Annotated in this window: 19 protein-coding genes; 11 read left to right on the top strand and 8 right to left on the bottom strand. The window is 35.9% G+C overall.

The annotated features are described in order from the left end of the window. Nucleotides 1–64: 64 nt before the first annotated feature. The 7 genes from ACJROP_RS04765 to ACJROP_RS04735 all read left to right on the top strand — a co-directional run bounded on the left by ACJROP_RS04765 (nt 65) and on the right by ACJROP_RS04735 (nt 4,012). Nucleotides 65–427, top strand: a complete 363-nt coding sequence (locus tag ACJROP_RS04765) for a hypothetical protein (protein ID WP_406534338.1) — start codon at nt 65–67, stop codon at nt 425–427. A 75-nt stretch (nt 428–502) separates the two neighbouring features. Beyond that, nucleotides 503–991, top strand: a complete 489-nt coding sequence (locus tag ACJROP_RS04760; RefSeq protein ID WP_406534337.1) for a hypothetical protein — start codon at nt 503–505, stop codon at nt 989–991. A 9-nt stretch (nt 992–1,000) separates the two neighbouring features. Next, complete coding sequence (locus ACJROP_RS04755; protein ID WP_406534336.1) at nt 1,001–1,240, top strand: hypothetical protein; 240 nt, start codon at nt 1,001–1,003, stop codon at nt 1,238–1,240. A 192-nt stretch (nt 1,241–1,432) separates the two neighbouring features. Then, nucleotides 1,433–1,807 carry a 30S ribosomal protein S8e gene (locus ACJROP_RS04750; protein ID WP_406534335.1) on the top strand — a complete coding sequence of 125 codons (375 nt, stop codon included), beginning with the start codon at nt 1,433–1,435 and terminating at the stop codon, nt 1,805–1,807. A gap of 106 nt (nt 1,808–1,913) precedes the next feature. Next, nucleotides 1,914–2,936, top strand: coding sequence for a hydrogenase expression/formation protein HypE (gene hypE / locus ACJROP_RS04745; RefSeq protein ID WP_406534334.1), 1,023 nt, complete (start codon nt 1,914–1,916; stop codon nt 2,934–2,936). Between the two features lie 9 nt (nt 2,937–2,945). Then, the gene (locus ACJROP_RS04740) at nt 2,946–3,344 is read left to right on the top strand and encodes an RDD family protein (RefSeq protein ID WP_406534333.1); all 399 of its coding nucleotides are present in this window, start codon (nt 2,946–2,948) and stop codon (nt 3,342–3,344) included. Between the two features lie 29 nt (nt 3,345–3,373). After that, complete coding sequence (locus tag ACJROP_RS04735; protein WP_406534332.1) at nt 3,374–4,012, top strand: hypothetical protein; 639 nt, start codon at nt 3,374–3,376, stop codon at nt 4,010–4,012. On the opposite strand, the gene ACJROP_RS04730 is transcribed toward ACJROP_RS04735, so the two are convergent. Next, nucleotides 4,013–4,477 carry a thermonuclease family protein gene (locus ACJROP_RS04730; RefSeq protein ID WP_406534331.1) on the bottom strand — a complete coding sequence of 155 codons (465 nt, stop codon included), beginning with the start codon at nt 4,475–4,477 and terminating at the stop codon, nt 4,013–4,015. A 6-nt stretch (nt 4,478–4,483) separates the two neighbouring features. Beyond that, entirely contained in the window at nt 4,484–5,170 is a 687-nt protein-coding gene (locus tag ACJROP_RS04725) for a PD-(D/E)XK nuclease family protein (RefSeq protein WP_406534330.1), read from the bottom strand. Nucleotides 5,171–5,255: 85 nt separating this feature from the next. On the opposite strand from ACJROP_RS04725, the gene ACJROP_RS04720 reads away from it, so the two are divergent. Beyond that, nucleotides 5,256–6,116: a radical SAM protein gene (locus ACJROP_RS04720; protein ID WP_406534329.1), complete on the top strand. Its 861-nt coding sequence runs from the start codon at nt 5,256–5,258 to the stop codon at nt 6,114–6,116. Between the two features lie 27 nt (nt 6,117–6,143). Beyond that, nucleotides 6,144–7,415 carry a DEAD/DEAH box helicase gene (locus ACJROP_RS04715; protein ID WP_406534328.1) on the top strand — a complete coding sequence of 424 codons (1,272 nt, stop codon included), beginning with the start codon at nt 6,144–6,146 and terminating at the stop codon, nt 7,413–7,415. Here ACJROP_RS04715 and ACJROP_RS04710 read toward each other — a convergent pair whose 3' ends face one another. The 4 genes from ACJROP_RS04710 to ACJROP_RS04695 are packed head-to-tail and all read right to left on the bottom strand — an operon-like array spanning nt 7,416 to nt 10,735. After that, nucleotides 7,416–8,219: a winged helix-turn-helix transcriptional regulator gene (locus ACJROP_RS04710; RefSeq protein ID WP_406534390.1), complete on the bottom strand. Its 804-nt coding sequence runs from the start codon at nt 8,217–8,219 to the stop codon at nt 7,416–7,418. Between the two features lie 59 nt (nt 8,220–8,278). Continuing rightward, nucleotides 8,279–9,685 (bottom strand): single-stranded-DNA-specific exonuclease RecJ, encoded by a 1,407-nt coding sequence (recJ, locus tag ACJROP_RS04705; RefSeq protein ID WP_406534327.1) that lies wholly within the window; start codon nt 9,683–9,685, stop codon nt 8,279–8,281. 5 nt (nt 9,686–9,690) lie between these two features. Further along, nucleotides 9,691–9,960 carry a signal recognition particle subunit SRP19/SEC65 family protein gene (locus ACJROP_RS04700; protein WP_406534326.1) on the bottom strand — a complete coding sequence of 90 codons (270 nt, stop codon included), beginning with the start codon at nt 9,958–9,960 and terminating at the stop codon, nt 9,691–9,693. A gap of 10 nt (nt 9,961–9,970) precedes the next feature. Beyond that, nucleotides 9,971–10,735, bottom strand: coding sequence for a uroporphyrinogen-III synthase (locus ACJROP_RS04695; RefSeq protein WP_406534325.1), 765 nt, complete (start codon nt 10,733–10,735; stop codon nt 9,971–9,973). 133 nt (nt 10,736–10,868) lie between these two features. Between ACJROP_RS04695 and ACJROP_RS04690 the strand changes: the two genes are divergently transcribed. Next, on the top strand, nt 10,869–11,732 hold the full coding sequence (locus ACJROP_RS04690) for a class I SAM-dependent methyltransferase (RefSeq protein WP_406534324.1): 864 nt from the start codon (nt 10,869–10,871) through the stop codon (nt 11,730–11,732). A gap of 14 nt (nt 11,733–11,746) precedes the next feature. Continuing rightward, nucleotides 11,747–12,262 (top strand): flavodoxin family protein, encoded by a 516-nt coding sequence (locus ACJROP_RS04685; RefSeq protein WP_406534323.1) that lies wholly within the window; start codon nt 11,747–11,749, stop codon nt 12,260–12,262. A gap of 43 nt (nt 12,263–12,305) precedes the next feature. Here the strand turns inward: ACJROP_RS04685 and ACJROP_RS04680 are convergent, their stop codons facing one another. Next, nucleotides 12,306–13,775: a hypothetical protein gene (locus ACJROP_RS04680; protein ID WP_406534322.1), complete on the bottom strand. Its 1,470-nt coding sequence runs from the start codon at nt 13,773–13,775 to the stop codon at nt 12,306–12,308. A 127-nt stretch (nt 13,776–13,902) separates the two neighbouring features. Then, nucleotides 13,903–14,925, bottom strand: a complete 1,023-nt coding sequence (locus ACJROP_RS04675) for a phosphorylcholine transferase LicD (RefSeq protein ID WP_406534321.1) — start codon at nt 14,923–14,925, stop codon at nt 13,903–13,905. Between the last annotated feature and the right edge of the window lie 10 nt (nt 14,926–14,935).

Here is a 14,935-nt window from a genome sequence, read left to right as displayed (position 1 = left end):
TAATGGCTTTAAATTACTTTTCAAATGCTCTTCGGTATTATTTATATCTTATTAGAGATATACTATGTGTGAGGTTGATACAATGAAAAAAAGATTGATTTCAAGTTATGATGAGGTAAACGATACCTTTGTTGGAAAAGTTGATGGTGAAAACGGATTTTGTGCTGACTACGGCATTGCAAACGGCGTGTTTTTGGGAATCGACAAGGACAATTTCCCGAACTTAGTGTTTGTTAATAATGCATCTGAAGTTTTAAATACTTCAAAACAGATTCTGGAAAATTCGAATGTTAAAATCAGCATTGAATGCGATGCAATATGCTTATACTTTAACATGTTCATTGAAGGTTTGAAAATTTGTTCAATAAGATGCAAAAACAGCTTTGGAATTCCAAATATCAACTTTGAGATAGACAGTAACCATTGAGGTTACTGTCTAAATAATACCCATTTAAATATAACTTAATAAATAATAACAATTACAAATTGTTGAGGTTATCAAATGGTTAAAATTAATTATTGTCCTTCATGTGGTTATAGGTTATCACAGGGTAGTTTCATTTGCCCTTCATGCAATCTAGATATTGAGGAATTGTTTGGAAAAGGTTATTTGCTTATAAGTAATGATGATAATAATTCTATTGAATTATTTGAGGGAGATATAGACAATTTGGCTGTTGATAATGTTAGTAATGTGAAAATGGAAGATGATATCTTGGATAATCCAAATTTTAATATACAATCAGGTGATGAAATAGTCATTATTGTTCCTGAAGGCACTGATGAAGATGAAATAGTCATTGATTTAGATGAATTGGGCATTGATGTTGAAAATCTCGATGAAGATGTCAACATAATAATTCAGGTTGAAGGAGAAGACGATTTTGATGAGGATATTGACGAAGAGTATTTCGATGAGCCAAACGAATGGTTTTTCGATGATGATCCGTATGGCATCGTTTATTATGAATTTCCGGATGAAGAGGATTAGGTGGATTTGATGGGAAAGGAAGTTCCTTATTATATATTGGATGAAGATGGTTCCATTGAGAACATATCTTCAAATGGGGAAGCTTACATTGATGATGAGGATTTAAAAGATTTATTAATTGATTTTTTAGGCGATAAAGTTTCAAAAGAGGATATTCAAAAAATCTTAGAGGCAGCATCCGATGAAAAATTAAGTGAAGAAGACTTCGATAAGCTAGTTGATGAATTCATTTTAAAAAATAAAAAATGAATTTCCTGTTTTTGGCCTTAAAAATAAAACATTTATATATAATGATAGATTAATATTTTATTATCATTATTCATTAAGGCTCTTTTTTGCTCTCAAAAATTAGGCTATCATTAATCTTGCCGATAGCTTGATTGAAAAGAGGCTTGATGGCAGCGATTATTAATTATAGATTCAAATTTATTAGGTGAAAAAATGTCAATTTCTCAAGGAAAATCAACAAGGAGTCCTTCCGGTGCAAGAAATGTTGCACACCGTGGAAAAAGGAAATCAGAACTCGGAAGAGACCCAGCTGAAACTAGATTAGATGAAAAAAAATTAAGAAAGATTAGAACCCGTGGTGGAAACGAAAAGCTCAGATTAGCAACAGGCAACAAAATTAACGTAACCGACGCTAACGGCAAAACCAAAGTTGTAGATATTCTTAACGTAGTTGAAAACACTGCAAACCCTAACTACGTAAGAAGGAACATCATTACCAAAGGTGCTATTGTAGAAACCCCTGAAGGTAATGCTAAAGTAACATCCAGACCTGGTCAGGATGGAGTTATTAACGGAATTTTAATTTAAAGATTTTTTCTTTAAATTCTCTTTTTTTCATATTTTTTTAACTAAATTAATATACTTGTTTTTACAAATATTATTTCATTAATTATTACTATAATTAGGAGATAAAATGTCAGACGATAAAATCAATATGAATCATGGTGCTGGCGGCGAAGTAATGGCCAATTTGATTGCCAGCACAGTCCTTGACAATATCACCAAAAAGAGCGTAAACGGTGGTATCAGTCTGGATGCATTGGATGACGGTGCATCAATCCCTATTGGGGATGATTATGAGATTGTCTTTACGACTGATGGTCATACTATCGATCCGCTGTTTTTCCCGGGAGGGGATATAGGCAGGATTTCCGCTGCAGGAACAATCAATGATGTTTCTGTAATGGGGGCTCGTCCGTTGGCAATTTCAAATGCAATAATCATGCAGGAAGGGTTTCCAATTGAGGATTTGGACAGAATAATGAAATCATTGAACGAAGCATGTGAAGAAGTTGACGTGGCTGTCATTACAGGGGATACCAAAGTGATGCCTCAAGACAAGCTTGAAGGGATTGTCATGGTAACTACAGGTATAGGAATAGCCAAAAAGGGCGAAGTGATTCGCGATTCAACTTTAGAAGTCGGCGATAAAATAATTATCACAGGTACTTTGGGCGATCATGGAATGAGTTTGATGTCCTTTAGAGAAGGATTTGGTTTTGAAACCGATTTGAAATCTGACGTTGCTCCGATGTGGAATATTATTAATAGAGCTTTAGAAATCGGTGGAGTCACTGCCATGAAGGATCCTACCCGAGGAGGCTTTGCAAATGCCATCAATGAAATGGCATCAAAAGCGGGTGTTGGAGTTGTGCTCGAGCAGGATGCGATTCCAATCAGGCATGAGGTCCATGCAGTATCTGAAATGTTAGGCATTGACCCATTTGAGGTAGCTAACGAAGGAAAAGTCGTCATGGGCGTTAAGGCCGATAAGGCTGAAGAAATCCTTGAAGCTATTAAGGGCGAAAAGTATGGTGAAAACGCAGCCATTATTGGCGAAGTTGTTGAAGGGGATTATGTTGTGGTAAACACTCCAATTGGTGGGGAAAGAATTCTGGAAGCACCAATTGCAGATCCGGTTCCTAGAGTTTGTTAAGGTGATAATATGGTAAGTATATTTTCAAGAAGAATAATTGCATATGTAATGGATTTCTTTGTGGTTTCAGCATTTATGTGGATTTTAGCTTATTTATTATCCTTAGTTATTGAGCCATACTATTCTTATACTGTTTATCAGTATTTTCCATATATTGTGCCTATTATAATTATGGTTTATTTTGTATTATGTGAGAAATGTGCCGCTGCTACTGTTGGTAAATCATTAATGTATCTGCAGGTCAGGTCTCAAAATGGTTCTTTTATTACCTGGCCTCAAGCTATTGTGCGCAATTTAACAAAGATTTATTGGATTCCAATTATTTTTGATTGGGCTATTGGAAGGGCATTGAATACTGATAGAATACTCAACCACATTACAAAAACTATTGTTGTTGATGAGCTTTAAACGCTCTCATTTTATTTTTTCTGGTTAAAATGATTAAGAAAGTTCAAGTCCTTTGGTATCTAAACAAGGATGATTTGGAAAACTATTGCATTGATTTTAAGGAATATAAATCACATAAGCTTGAAGGATATGAGATTGTCGATGTTGATGAGGATTTGATATATGATTTATGCGATAGGGACCCCGACAGGCTGGAGCCTATTGGATATTTTAAAAATAAAAAGGAACTTGAAAATTATATATCAGACTACATTACGAACAATGAGTTTGATTTGGAAATAGGGTCTCCTGAACTTACAGGCAAAATCAATTCTGCTTGCGAATCAATTGAATTTTCCGGTGAAGATTATTATATTTCAATCGGTGAAGGCATTGGAACTGAAGGCAATAGGATAGCCAGTTGGTTCGATTCACTTAAAAAAGAGTATAACAGTTCATCAAAAGATAATATTTGGGTTTTGACAGTCACTGGTTATGACCCTTATGATTTATCATTGACCGGCAGAACATTATCATTTATTTTAGCCGATATTTTAAATGTAACTGAATCATCTTTAGATAGTTTAATTCCAAATAAGGGGCGCATAAGCGTTGAAGAATGGAATGGAATATTAGATAAGGTATATAAAAGGAATAAAATTTATCTGGGTTTAAATAGGGCAGTTTAATTATACATTTCCTTTTTCAAATTCACTTGGTTCAAAATAAGATATTTGAGCCAATCCGTTTTCCAATAATTCTCTATTAATATCCTTGCTATCAGTGTAAACGATAGCTAGTGTACGCCCGTATTTATCTTCTGGCTGTTCATCATCAATATCTAAATATACTGTTTTTCCAAGACATTCGTCTTCAACAAATTTCTTTGCCTGGCTGAATCCAGGTTCGGTGCTTGGAGTGTCTACCTGAATCAGCTGGACCCTGCCAACGCCATAGACCTGAATTGTATTTCCATCGATGACCTCCAGGCATTTTCCGCTCTTTTCGTAGTTGATTGCCGTATTATTGATTGTCAATGTTCCGGTCTGATTTTCTATTGTGTTTGCATCCTCCAGAAATACGTTGGCAACAGTCAATGCCAAGGTGATTACAAACACGATTAATAGGATTAAGGATATTGTTTTTTTGTTCATACGAATCTATTTTGCATGTTCGCAATTCTTTTTAAATCTGCAGGAATTGCATTTTCTAGGGTTTTTGGTTGGCATGAATGGTTTTGAACCTTCAAACAAGCCATGCATCCTGTCAATTGTAAATCTTATTTCATTTTCTACATCCGGAGTGAATACTTCAATCCAAAACAGGTTGTCGGTACCGCGTTCCCTCAGTGCCCCTTTGATCTTTCTTGTATCTCCTGTCATCTCTTTGAAGGCAAGGCAATATGCTCTTACCTGATTCATTGTGGATGGGTAAGGGGTCCTTCCAGGCTTGTCGTCAATAATTACAATTTCGTTGGGTTTCATCCAGATTTCATCAATATAGCCTCTGATTCCATATTCTGGAGCTATTACAAAGCATTCCCTTGACATTAACGCATCGGTTCTTGATGTTTCAAGTGCATCTTCAAATGTTGATTTTTCCGAGTCTTGCTTAAAGATATCTTCAAGCTGTTTGTGGATTTCACTTCCATGTGTCATTTCCGGTGTTGCGGGGGTTTCTATGCCTTTCATATATTCGAGATATATCTGGTATTCGCAATATCCCTGTTGGTTGAGCCAACTAATGGGGAAATTGTTTTTACCTTCAATTATTTGAAGGCCTTTTATTGAAGGATGCTCTTTAATGTCATATTCCTTTGAGTATCCAATAATGTTTTTCTGTTGCATAATTTTACTTTGTAATTTGTGATATCTAATACTTTTCATATGCTCTAGCCATCATATTAATAGTGTTAGTGTCAAAGTTAATTACATGCATTATGTAAACTCCAAAAGCATATTATCTTCTAAAAACGGAATGAACCTTTATAGAGGTTGCACCCATGGCTGCATATATTGTGATTCCAGAAGCGAAATATACAACATGAATCACAAATTTGAAGATATCGAAGTTAAAAAGAACTCTTTAGATTTGCTTAAAAAGGAACTCCTAAAAAGGCCGAAAGCGATGATTGGAACGGGAGCAATGACAGATCCCTACATCCCGCTTGAAAGAGAGTTGAAATATGTTAGAAAGTCACTCGAGTTAATTTATCGTTATGGGTTTGGATTTACTTGCATTACAAAGTCGGACTTAGTTTTAAGAGATTTGGATTTGCTTAAGAAAATCAATGAAAAGTCAAAGGCTGTCGTTCAGATGACATTGACAACCGCAGATGATGATTTATGCAAAATTCTGGAGCCGAATGTCTGCACCACTTCCCGCCGTGTTGATGTCTTGAAGGCTTTAAATGAGAATGGCATTCCGACTGTTGTCTGGCTGTGTCCGATATTGCCCTACATTAACGATACCGAAGAAAACATCAATAACATATTGGATTATTGCATAGATGCTGATGTCCATGGAGTCTTATGCTTTGGAATGGGCCTTACCCTTCGGGATGGAAATCGCCAGTATTTCTATGAAAAGCTAGACAAACACTTTCCAGGCTTAAAAGATAGGTATATTAAGGAATTCGGCGAGAGTTATTCAATTCCATCTCCTAATGAGAGGGAACTAATGGAAATTTTTAAAAGAAAAACGGAAGAGAATGGAATTTTAAATGACACTTATGAAATTTTGAAATATTTGGCTGAATTTCCACAAGATTCAATTCAAAGTAAATTACTTTAAATAACTTATTTTTCAGATATTATATTAATGAATTTCAATGATTTTAACATTTCAGATGAGATTAAAAAAGCTATTGGAGACATGGGTTTTACTGAAGCAACCCCCATTCAAAAGATGGCCATTCCTGATGCTCTAAAGGGTATTGATATAATCGCTCAAGCACAAACAGGTTCTGGAAAAACTATTGCATTTACAATACCTGTCCTTGAAAAGATTTTTATTCCAGATAAATCTCCACAAGCTATTGTTTTATGTCCAACAAGGGAATTATGCATGCAGGTTGCAGATGAAATAGCTAAAGTTGGTTCAAAGATAAAGAAACTTAAGGTTTTAGCAGTTTATGGGGGCCAACCAATTGGAAAACAAACAAGGGTGCTTAAAAAGGGTGTTCACGTTGTTGTTGGAACGCCCGGCAGAGTCATTGATCACATTGAAAGAGGCAATTTGGAGTTAATAGGTATTGAAAGCGTTGTTTTAGATGAAGCAGATGAAATGTTGGAAATGGGTTTTAGAGAGGATATAGAAAGAATTTTAGCAGATACTCCAAATCAAAGACAGACTTTACTTTTTTCCGCTACAATGCCAAAAGAAATCAGAGACCTTGCTAAAAAATATCAAAAGAATCCAAAATTCATTAAAGTCGCAGATAAAAAACAGAATATTCCAAAAATAACTCAATATGCATTTAAATGTGATATCAAAGATAAATTCGATGGATTAACTCGTCTGATTCAGGCGTATGATGTTAAATTGATTTTGATATTCTGCAATACAAAAAAGAGCGTTGATTTTGTAAAAAAACACCTGAAAAAGCAAGACTTTTCAGTCGATGCACTTCATGGGGATATGACCCAGCAGGCAAGGGACAAGGTAATGAACAAGTTCAGGAACGGCAACATTGGTATACTGGTTGCAACTGATGTGGCCAGTCGTGGCCTTGATATCGATGGTGTTGATGTCATCATCAACTATGATGTTCCACAAAATTCAGATGATTATATACATAGGATTGGAAGAACTGCCCGTGCAGGAAAAGCAGGCTTTGCATTCACCCTTGTTTCAAAAGATGAAATTTCAAGGTTCAATACAATCAAAAAATCAAATAAGGGAATTGTTTATAGGGAAATACCCACGCTTGGGCAGATAAATGAAATCAAGTGTACTTTAATTTTAGAGGACGTCAAAAAATCAAAAGATAATCTAGAAGATTATGTTAAAATCATAAAAAAGAATGAAAATAAGGAATTTGGCTCAACCGAATTGGCAGCTGCCTTATTAAAAAGGATAAGGGAAAATTAATTATTTTGCCCCATCAATAATATTATATTTAATTTTTTCGGATTCAAGTTCGCGAGTGAATGCTTTGCTCATGTCACCGACACAAATTGCCAAAACGTTCAGGCCTTTGCGGGCGGCATTTGCAGTTGCTTGCGGAGCGGCATATTCAATATCAAGCGGTAATCCTAGTTTATTTATGACGGCACGTGAAACGGTACCTGCTGCGGCCACCTTATCGATTTTTTCACCGCTGTTTGTCCCTTTGTCATAAACATTTTTGATTAGCTCCAAGTCACATGATTTGGAACCACCATCTTTGATGGTTGGGACATTGATGACGGTAACTTCGCCGATGCTCATATCAATAATGCCTGTGAGGTTTGTTAAGGCAACATCCATGCCTGCTTCAGCATCATCCAAAACAACGCCTGTTGCATTCTCTTCTTTTTTATGAGCATATAATACTCCATCTTCCATGAAAAGACCGACAATGTCGTCTTTCTTAAGTCCTTCCCTTGCAATCGCTGGCCAAATGGTTTTGTAGTGATTCATTGTTTCCAGAACGGAATCGGAGTATTTCCTTAAGCTAATTGCATCTTTTTTAACTTTGTCGATACCTGCTTGGGTAATTTTATAAGGTGATCTTCCGTCTTTGGAGGTAATATAGCCTAATTCGATTAGAGTTTTGATGTTTTCAGAAACAGCTTGTATTGTAATTCCCAATTTGTTAGCCAAATCTTTTTGTTTGAGGTGAGGGTCTTGTTTTGAAATTTCGCTTAGAATTTGGAAATGTGTTAGCGCACCTCTTTTTTTAAATGCTTTCATCATATTCATTCCTCAATTAAAATTGATTAATGATATATTTCTTCTTTATATTATATATACTAATTAGTTATTTTGCCATTTAGTTTATCATTAAACAGTTCAATGAAGTCTGATTTTTTATCAAGTGGAATGTAGGCTCCGCAGGCCATTGAATGACCACCGCCAGTTCCTCCGACTTCACCAGCAACTTCCCTTATCATGTTACCGAAATGTATTCCGTCATATGAAAGCAATCTTGAACATCTTAGTGATACTTTAAGACCTTCCTCATCGGTCTGGGTAAATCCGATAACGGGTTTCTTCCAGTTGCAGTATCCCAAAATCATACCTGCTATTGTCCCGACGATTTCCGGTTTTATTCCGGTGCCGTCAAAGTATTGAAGGTTTTCCATTTCAATGATGTTTGTTTCATCCCCTTCAGCCACGCTTGAAATTGCCTGGGCAAGATTGCGCCTATGGTTTAGACTTACTGCTTCAAGTTCATCTAAAGCTACAATTCTATCCCCTTTTAAAACTTCCATAGCAATCTTTTCTTCATGATTTCTTCCACATGCATTCATTGCAGTTGAAAACTCAGAAGCATCTCTTAAAAAACTATCGGAATCCTCTTTTAGGAATGTATAGGAATCACCAATAATCAATTGAGGGATGTATTTGATATATTTTCCAGGAACCACTTTTGAAATCGTTTCAACAAGGTACTGGTAGATTTTTCCCTTTTCAGCCATTGTCAATTGATTCAGGGTTTTTCTGTTGTGCTTTTCATCAATTCCCAATTCTTCCAGAACGGCCATTGTCTCTGTAGTATTGTTTGTAATCGGCAGCTTCACGTCATTGAAGTATGAAAGAGCAACGAATAGCGGCCTTGTATTCCGACCATAGATGTTCAGGTCATTTTCGGTTACTTCAAGATATCCTCCATCGATTGCGTCCTGCTGGATAATTTCGTTCAGGCCTTCAAAGTGTCCGCTACCGGTATTCTGCATATCTCCGATGGCTGAAAGTAATCCAATCCAGCTTAGGTCATCATATCCGAATTCCTTTGCCAGAAAGTAGCATAGTCCTCCTCCGCACACGTAATATGATCCGTCGATTCCATGGTGAATGGGGTTGATTTCCAGATAAGTGTAATTCTTGCCGTCCTTATAGTTCAAGTCCCTTAGAGGAGGGTGGTGGTCCAGGATGATAATCTTTTGACCTTCCTTTGCATTGGTGTCGATGAGCTGGCCTGAACCCAAGTCTGAAAATATAGTAAGCTCATGGGTCAGCTCAATGTTGTCCAAAACATCGAGGTTTACGAATTCGATTTCATGTTCCTTGTTCTGTCTGTCTAGTATGGTTGATAGTATTGCGCCTGAACAGATGCCGTCGCAGTCAATATGGGAATACACCTTGATGTCGTTTGAGTTCTCGATAATCTCCCTTGCCTGCCGGTACTGTTCCTGCATCGGTTGTGGTATTTGCATAGTAATCAGTTTCTTATTTCTTTTATTTTTAAGCTAACTTCACGAATAAGTTCTAATTTTGTATTATCCCATTCAACAAGAGCCCTTCCGGATTTTTCATACCATTTGCCAGGGTATGCTCTTTCTTTTTCAAGTTCATATTTAAGCCCAAGTCTTTTTAAGGCTTTTTCTATTTCATTTATTGAAGGATCTTTCACGCAATCTTCTTTTGCGATTTTGCGACCTTCCTTAAGGGATAGATTCTTATTTAAATATTGTGGCCATATAGTAATCATTTTTTTCCACCTATCTTGAGTTTAGTGTATTGAATAATAATTCCATCATGTCTGGAACTGTGTAAGTATCTGGGTAAATGTAGGTAATATTATATTTGTCCAAGACCTTTGCAGTAATAGGGCCAATGCAGACGGTCAACAGGTTTTCGGAAAGCAGTTTGGCTATTTTTTCTTTGTCCTTTACAATTTCAAAGAAGTTTTCAACAGTCAGCGGGCTTGTAAATGTAATTGCATCAATTTCCTTATTTTCGATTTTTGAAATCAGTTCTTCAACCGCATTTTCATCCATCGGGAAAAGAGATTTATATGCTTCAGCCAATATAACTTTATTTCCAAGTTTTTCCAGCTCTTCGGGAAGGACTGGCCTTGCAGAAGCGGTTCTTGGAATTCCAATTGTTTTATTGGTAACTCCTCTTTTTTTAAATTCTTCAATGAGTCCTTCTGCTGTGAAATCTTCAGGCATCAAATCAACCGTTAATCCTTGTTTTTCAGCCAGTTTGCCGGTCTTGTTTCCAATGACGGCCAATTTACAATTTAAGCTTTTTAAGAATTCAGGATGGAATTGTTTCAGTGAAACGATTGTAGTCGGTGATGTGAATATGATCCAATCGAGTTCATCCTTTCTTTCAACCAGTTCCCTTAGGGATTGCGTGTTGACAGGTTTCAAATCAAGTGTCGGTGCCAGGACGGCCTCACCACCCAATTTTTCCACGATATCACAAGCTTTCTTCGCTCTATCCTTTGGTCTTGTAATTGCAATGACAGGTTTTGACATGATATATTACCTTCATTAATTTATAATGTTAAATATTTATGTTTTGGTTGTTTATATTATTTGTTTTGATTTTCATTAAATCTATATACCAATAAAAAATATAGTAATTATTAATACTAGTTTATGTGATGATATGCAGGATGAAAACGATTTTAAACATAGGCATGAGTTAAAGTTCTGGTCAAAAAGGGTAAAGGATGAAAAAACATTAAAACAGATTTCCGGCGGAGCCCCTTACGAAAAGTTTTACATCAATGACTTTAACTTAACCTATGAGGATTATATGGACAAATCAATATTGGACATTGGATGCGGTCCAAGGGGAAGCCTTGAATGGGCCGACATGGCATCCTTAAGAGTGGGCCTTGACCCATTGGTCAACGATTATTTCAAATTGGGCGGGGGGACATTGTTTCACAAGATGCATTATGTGCGAGGATACAGCGAAGACATGCCCTTTGAGGATGAAACATTCGACTTTGTCTTCTCTATCAATTCGCTTGACCATGTTGATGATTTGGACGAAACTGTTTCTGAAATCAAGCGTGTCCTTAAGGTTGGCGGAATCTGCGGCATAATCGTCGATACGAATCACAAGCCAACTCCAATGGAGCCGATAACTATCGATTTGGATTTAAAGGATAGGTTTTTGGATGTCTTTGAGGTCATTGAGGAGAGGGTTTATGAAGTGATATACAAGACAGGATTTAGGGATAATCTGGACAACCCCACATTTTATGACTTTGAAAATAAGGAGGAACGCCCTTCAATATTGCTATTGAAATTCAGAAAAGTTAAAGAGTTTGAAGGTGGATCCAGTAAAAAGTTAAAACATGATGCTGATGTATTCAATAACTTAAATGAAGAGGTAAGAATGCTTAAAAAACAAAATTCTAAACTTAAAAAAGAAAACAAGAAGCTAAATAAAGAATTAAATGCATTTAAAAATAGGAAAGTTGTCAAATATGTTGATAAACTGGCTAGAATTGTTAAATAAATATTGGTGATAAGATGACTAAAAAGGTTATAGTTATAAGCTCTTCACCTAGAATAGGTGGAAATTCAGATACATTGTGTGATGAATTCGTAAGGGGAGCGCTTGATGCGGATAATGCAGTTGTAAAATACAATCTGGAGGAAATCAGATTCCATGCCTGTAAGGCATGCAGAAAATGCAAAACTCCTGAGATGAAATGTTTCCAGGAAGACGGGCTTGCTGAAGTTTTGGATAAAATGATGGAAGCGGATGTGATTGTATATGCAACTCCAATCTACTATTATTCCATGTGCGGAACCTTAAAAAGATTCTTTGACAGGTGCTATCCGATATTCGACAAATTGGAAGATAAGGACTATTACATCATAACTTCTGCAGGTTCTTCCAATGGAAATGCGCTAACCGGAATCAGGGACTTCATCAGCTTTTCCAAAAATCCAACCGAAAAGGCAGTATTTACTGTCATCGGTGATGCTAAATCCCAACCTGATTTGTTAAAAGAAGTGTATGAAGCAGGTTTTGACTGCTAAAAATTAAAAAAAAGAGGATAAATTCCTCTTAAAACTATTTTTTTTATCCGTTGAACGGATTTGAACTGTTATATGTTTGGCCATTGACAGTCAATGTGTATTCGCCATAGTCGATGTTTCCGGATACGGTCAGACTAGATACTGTACTGTCGCCGGTCAATGTCCAGGTAGAGCCGCTGCCGACATTAACGGAAGTATCTCCAGTAGAGTCGATTGCTCCTGTAAATTCGGTATTTTCCATATTCCATGTTAGGGAGCTTATTGAATCAACAATAACATTACCATCTATTTTTTCGTTATTTGTGTTTAATTCTGCCACTCCTCCGTTGGAACCTGTATTTCCCCATTGGTTTTGGCTGGAAACTTCTAGAAATGTTCCGCTGCCAAAGCTTAATTCGGTGTTGTCTAAGTTTATTACACAGGCAGTGTTGGTTACATGAAACATCGGGGCTTGTGAGTAAACTGATGAGTCCTCAGCTATTGTCAATTTGGAATCTTTTGCGGTGAATAAGGATGTTCCAACATCAGCGTCTCCGCTCATGCTCTGATAGATGAATATTCCGCCTAAATCAACATAGGTATCCCCATCCTGTCTGTTTCCTTCAGCGTAACCTGTAAGGTCACAGTCTGTAAGCTCAATTGAGTTTTTACCTTCAATGCAAGCTATTTGGGATACATGGGAAGTACCTTTGCTGTTTTCTAGGGTAATGTTTCCGGTTGAGTAGATTAAAGGTGATCCTCTGCCGCTGGTTTTGCTCACTCCGGTATTGATGTCGGAGTTTTTGACATGCACCTCACCTTCTCCACGGTCGGTTGCAAGTGCCGCACAGCTTTGGCCGTCAGTGTTGATGATGACATTTTCTGCATTGATTATGCCGTTGTAGGTCGCATCAAGGCCTCTTGACTTGTCTGAATGTGTTGTGATTTTAACGTTTTTGATGTTTGCTTCTGTAGTTCCTGAAACTGTACTTTCTTGAGGCTGTCCGCCCCCGCCGGAACCTTGTCCGCCATCAGGCATTTCAGGAGGCTGGCCCCCATTGCCATTGGCTTCAGGAGGTTGCCCGCCAGCACCACCTTGTGATGAACCATCACTGGAAGCTTCGGCATTTGTTACAAAAATACCATTTGATCCTTTTGAATCGGTGTTGATTTCAACGTCTGATATGTCTAAAGTTCCATTTGTGTTAACTAGGATAGCGGAGTTTACTCCATAAAAATCAGCGTCATCACCGCTTGTAGCGGTGTCTCCAGTTTTGTTGATAATTGAATTTACCAGTTTCAATGCCCCTCCGTTTTTGATTAGAATTGCGTTTATGTCTGAGGAGTCTGTGTGGTATAGTCCGTTATTTTCATCTAAGCTTTCAGAGTCAACAACAAGGTTTGCTCTGTCCTCCAGTGCACTTGCATCGATATCTATTTGGTTATTGTTTGAAAAAACATTGGAAAATGCAAATATGCCCATACCAATTATTATCACGATTGCAATAAGTGAAATTAAAATTTTCCTGTTCATGAAAATTGTTAACTTTAATGTAATATTTAAGTATTTTCACAAAATTAGATTTTAAATGAAATCCTAGATTGTCATTTAAATTTTTAAGAAGATTTTACATATATGTAAAAAGATTTTTTTCATTGGTTTATTCAAAGTTATCATTTACTTCTTTTAGGTAGTTTATAACTTTTTGAAATGATTTATCCATTTCTTCCTGTGATTCAAATAATTTTTTATTATATTTGACATATTCATGAATAACAACTTTTTGTGGAATTTCCATATAGTTTCCATACCATATTTTTAATAGTTCCTCTGATTTATTGGGACATTTTAAGGCATACCCTTCAAATTCTTTAGTTGTTGTTGGAAACAATAATTCTTTTTTGAAAGGAGGAAAATTATCAGAAAAACTTGCATCTATTCCTTCTGCAATAAATGGGGTAGGCAAGTAACTAAAACCTAATTTTTCGAATTGTTTATCAAATTCTTTTTCATAGGAGAAGTTTTTTGCATTGTATAAATTTCTAAAATAAAGTTTATGATACAAATAATTTTTATTATAATAATTTATTGATTCTGGTTTAATAAAATCAAATGGAAAGATATCTAATTTAACCATTGGTTTTATCCATCCAATTTGTAAGAATAATGATTTTCCTAATCCTGGAGTATTGAAAAATTCATCATGGCCTATTTCTTCATTATAAATATTATTGAAATCAGTAAAAAAATTATCTTTTTTATTAATTAATTTTGTTAATGCACAATTTTCTTTAAAAAATTCATGTTTGTTAATTTCTTTGGGTAATACTTCAATTAATTTATCATAATCGCTTCTAATCATTAAGATATCACAATCATCATCCCAGGGTATAAATCCTTTATGACGGATAGCTCCCAATAATGTTCCATAAGTTAAACAATATTCAAGATCATATTTTGCACATACATTATCAATAAATCTCAATAATTCTAAGTATACTAATTGAATATCTTTAAGTGTTCCTTTTGAAGTCATATCCGATGATGTTAATGTTAAATTAGGTTTTGGTCCGGTTTGATTGTTTTGGCGAATGAATTGAGTTAATTTCAGAGAGGATATAAATATTTTTTCAGATTTTTGGATTGGGTCGGGTAATTTTTTATAAAGTTCACTTAAATTCATTAATATCCCT

Origin of the sequence: Methanobrevibacter sp. (genome assembly GCF_045220775.1) — an archaeon.
GTDB lineage: Archaea > Methanobacteriota > Methanobacteria > Methanobacteriales > Methanobacteriaceae > Methanocatella.
This window is presented reverse-complemented; position numbering and strand designations above follow the sequence as displayed.

Bases quoted from the DNA above. Each gene is read 5' to 3' on its own strand.
- ACJROP_RS04700 (WP_406534326.1), bottom strand. From the start codon at position 9,960: ATGATTACTATATGGCCACAATATTTAAATAAGAATCTATCCCTTAAG.
- ACJROP_RS04740 (WP_406534333.1), top strand. From the start codon at position 2,946: ATGGTAAGTATATTTTCAAGAAGAATAATTGCATATGTAATGGATTTC.
- ACJROP_RS04735 (WP_406534332.1), top strand. From the start codon at position 3,374: ATGATTAAGAAAGTTCAAGTCCTTTGGTATCTAAACAAGGATGATTTG.
- recJ (WP_406534327.1), bottom strand. From the start codon at position 9,685: ATGCAAATACCACAACCGATGCAGGAACAGTACCGGCAGGCAAGGGAG.
- ACJROP_RS04690 (WP_406534324.1), top strand. From the start codon at position 10,869: ATGCAGGATGAAAACGATTTTAAACATAGGCATGAGTTAAAGTTCTGG.
- ACJROP_RS04755 (WP_406534336.1), top strand. From the start codon at position 1,001: ATGGGAAAGGAAGTTCCTTATTATATATTGGATGAAGATGGTTCCATT.
- ACJROP_RS04695 (WP_406534325.1), bottom strand. From the start codon at position 10,735: ATGTCAAAACCTGTCATTGCAATTACAAGACCAAAGGATAGAGCGAAG.
- ACJROP_RS04750 (WP_406534335.1), top strand. From the start codon at position 1,433: ATGTCAATTTCTCAAGGAAAATCAACAAGGAGTCCTTCCGGTGCAAGA.
- ACJROP_RS04685 (WP_406534323.1), top strand. From the start codon at position 11,747: ATGACTAAAAAGGTTATAGTTATAAGCTCTTCACCTAGAATAGGTGGA.
- ACJROP_RS04725 (WP_406534330.1), bottom strand. From the start codon at position 5,170: ATGCAACAGAAAAACATTATTGGATACTCAAAGGAATATGACATTAAA.
- ACJROP_RS04765 (WP_406534338.1), top strand. From the start codon at position 65: ATGTGTGAGGTTGATACAATGAAAAAAAGATTGATTTCAAGTTATGAT.
- hypE (WP_406534334.1), top strand. From the start codon at position 1,914: ATGTCAGACGATAAAATCAATATGAATCATGGTGCTGGCGGCGAAGTA.
- ACJROP_RS04730 (WP_406534331.1), bottom strand. From the start codon at position 4,477: ATGAACAAAAAAACAATATCCTTAATCCTATTAATCGTGTTTGTAATC.
- ACJROP_RS04715 (WP_406534328.1), top strand. From the start codon at position 6,144: ATGAATTTCAATGATTTTAACATTTCAGATGAGATTAAAAAAGCTATT.
- ACJROP_RS04680 (WP_406534322.1), bottom strand. From the start codon at position 13,775: ATGAACAGGAAAATTTTAATTTCACTTATTGCAATCGTGATAATAATT.
- ACJROP_RS04710 (WP_406534390.1), bottom strand. From the start codon at position 8,219: ATGAAAGCATTTAAAAAAAGAGGTGCGCTAACACATTTCCAAATTCTA.
- ACJROP_RS04760 (WP_406534337.1), top strand. From the start codon at position 503: ATGGTTAAAATTAATTATTGTCCTTCATGTGGTTATAGGTTATCACAG.
- ACJROP_RS04720 (WP_406534329.1), top strand. From the start codon at position 5,256: ATGCATTATGTAAACTCCAAAAGCATATTATCTTCTAAAAACGGAATG.
- ACJROP_RS04675 (WP_406534321.1), bottom strand. From the start codon at position 14,925: ATGAATTTAAGTGAACTTTATAAAAAATTACCCGACCCAATCCAAAAA.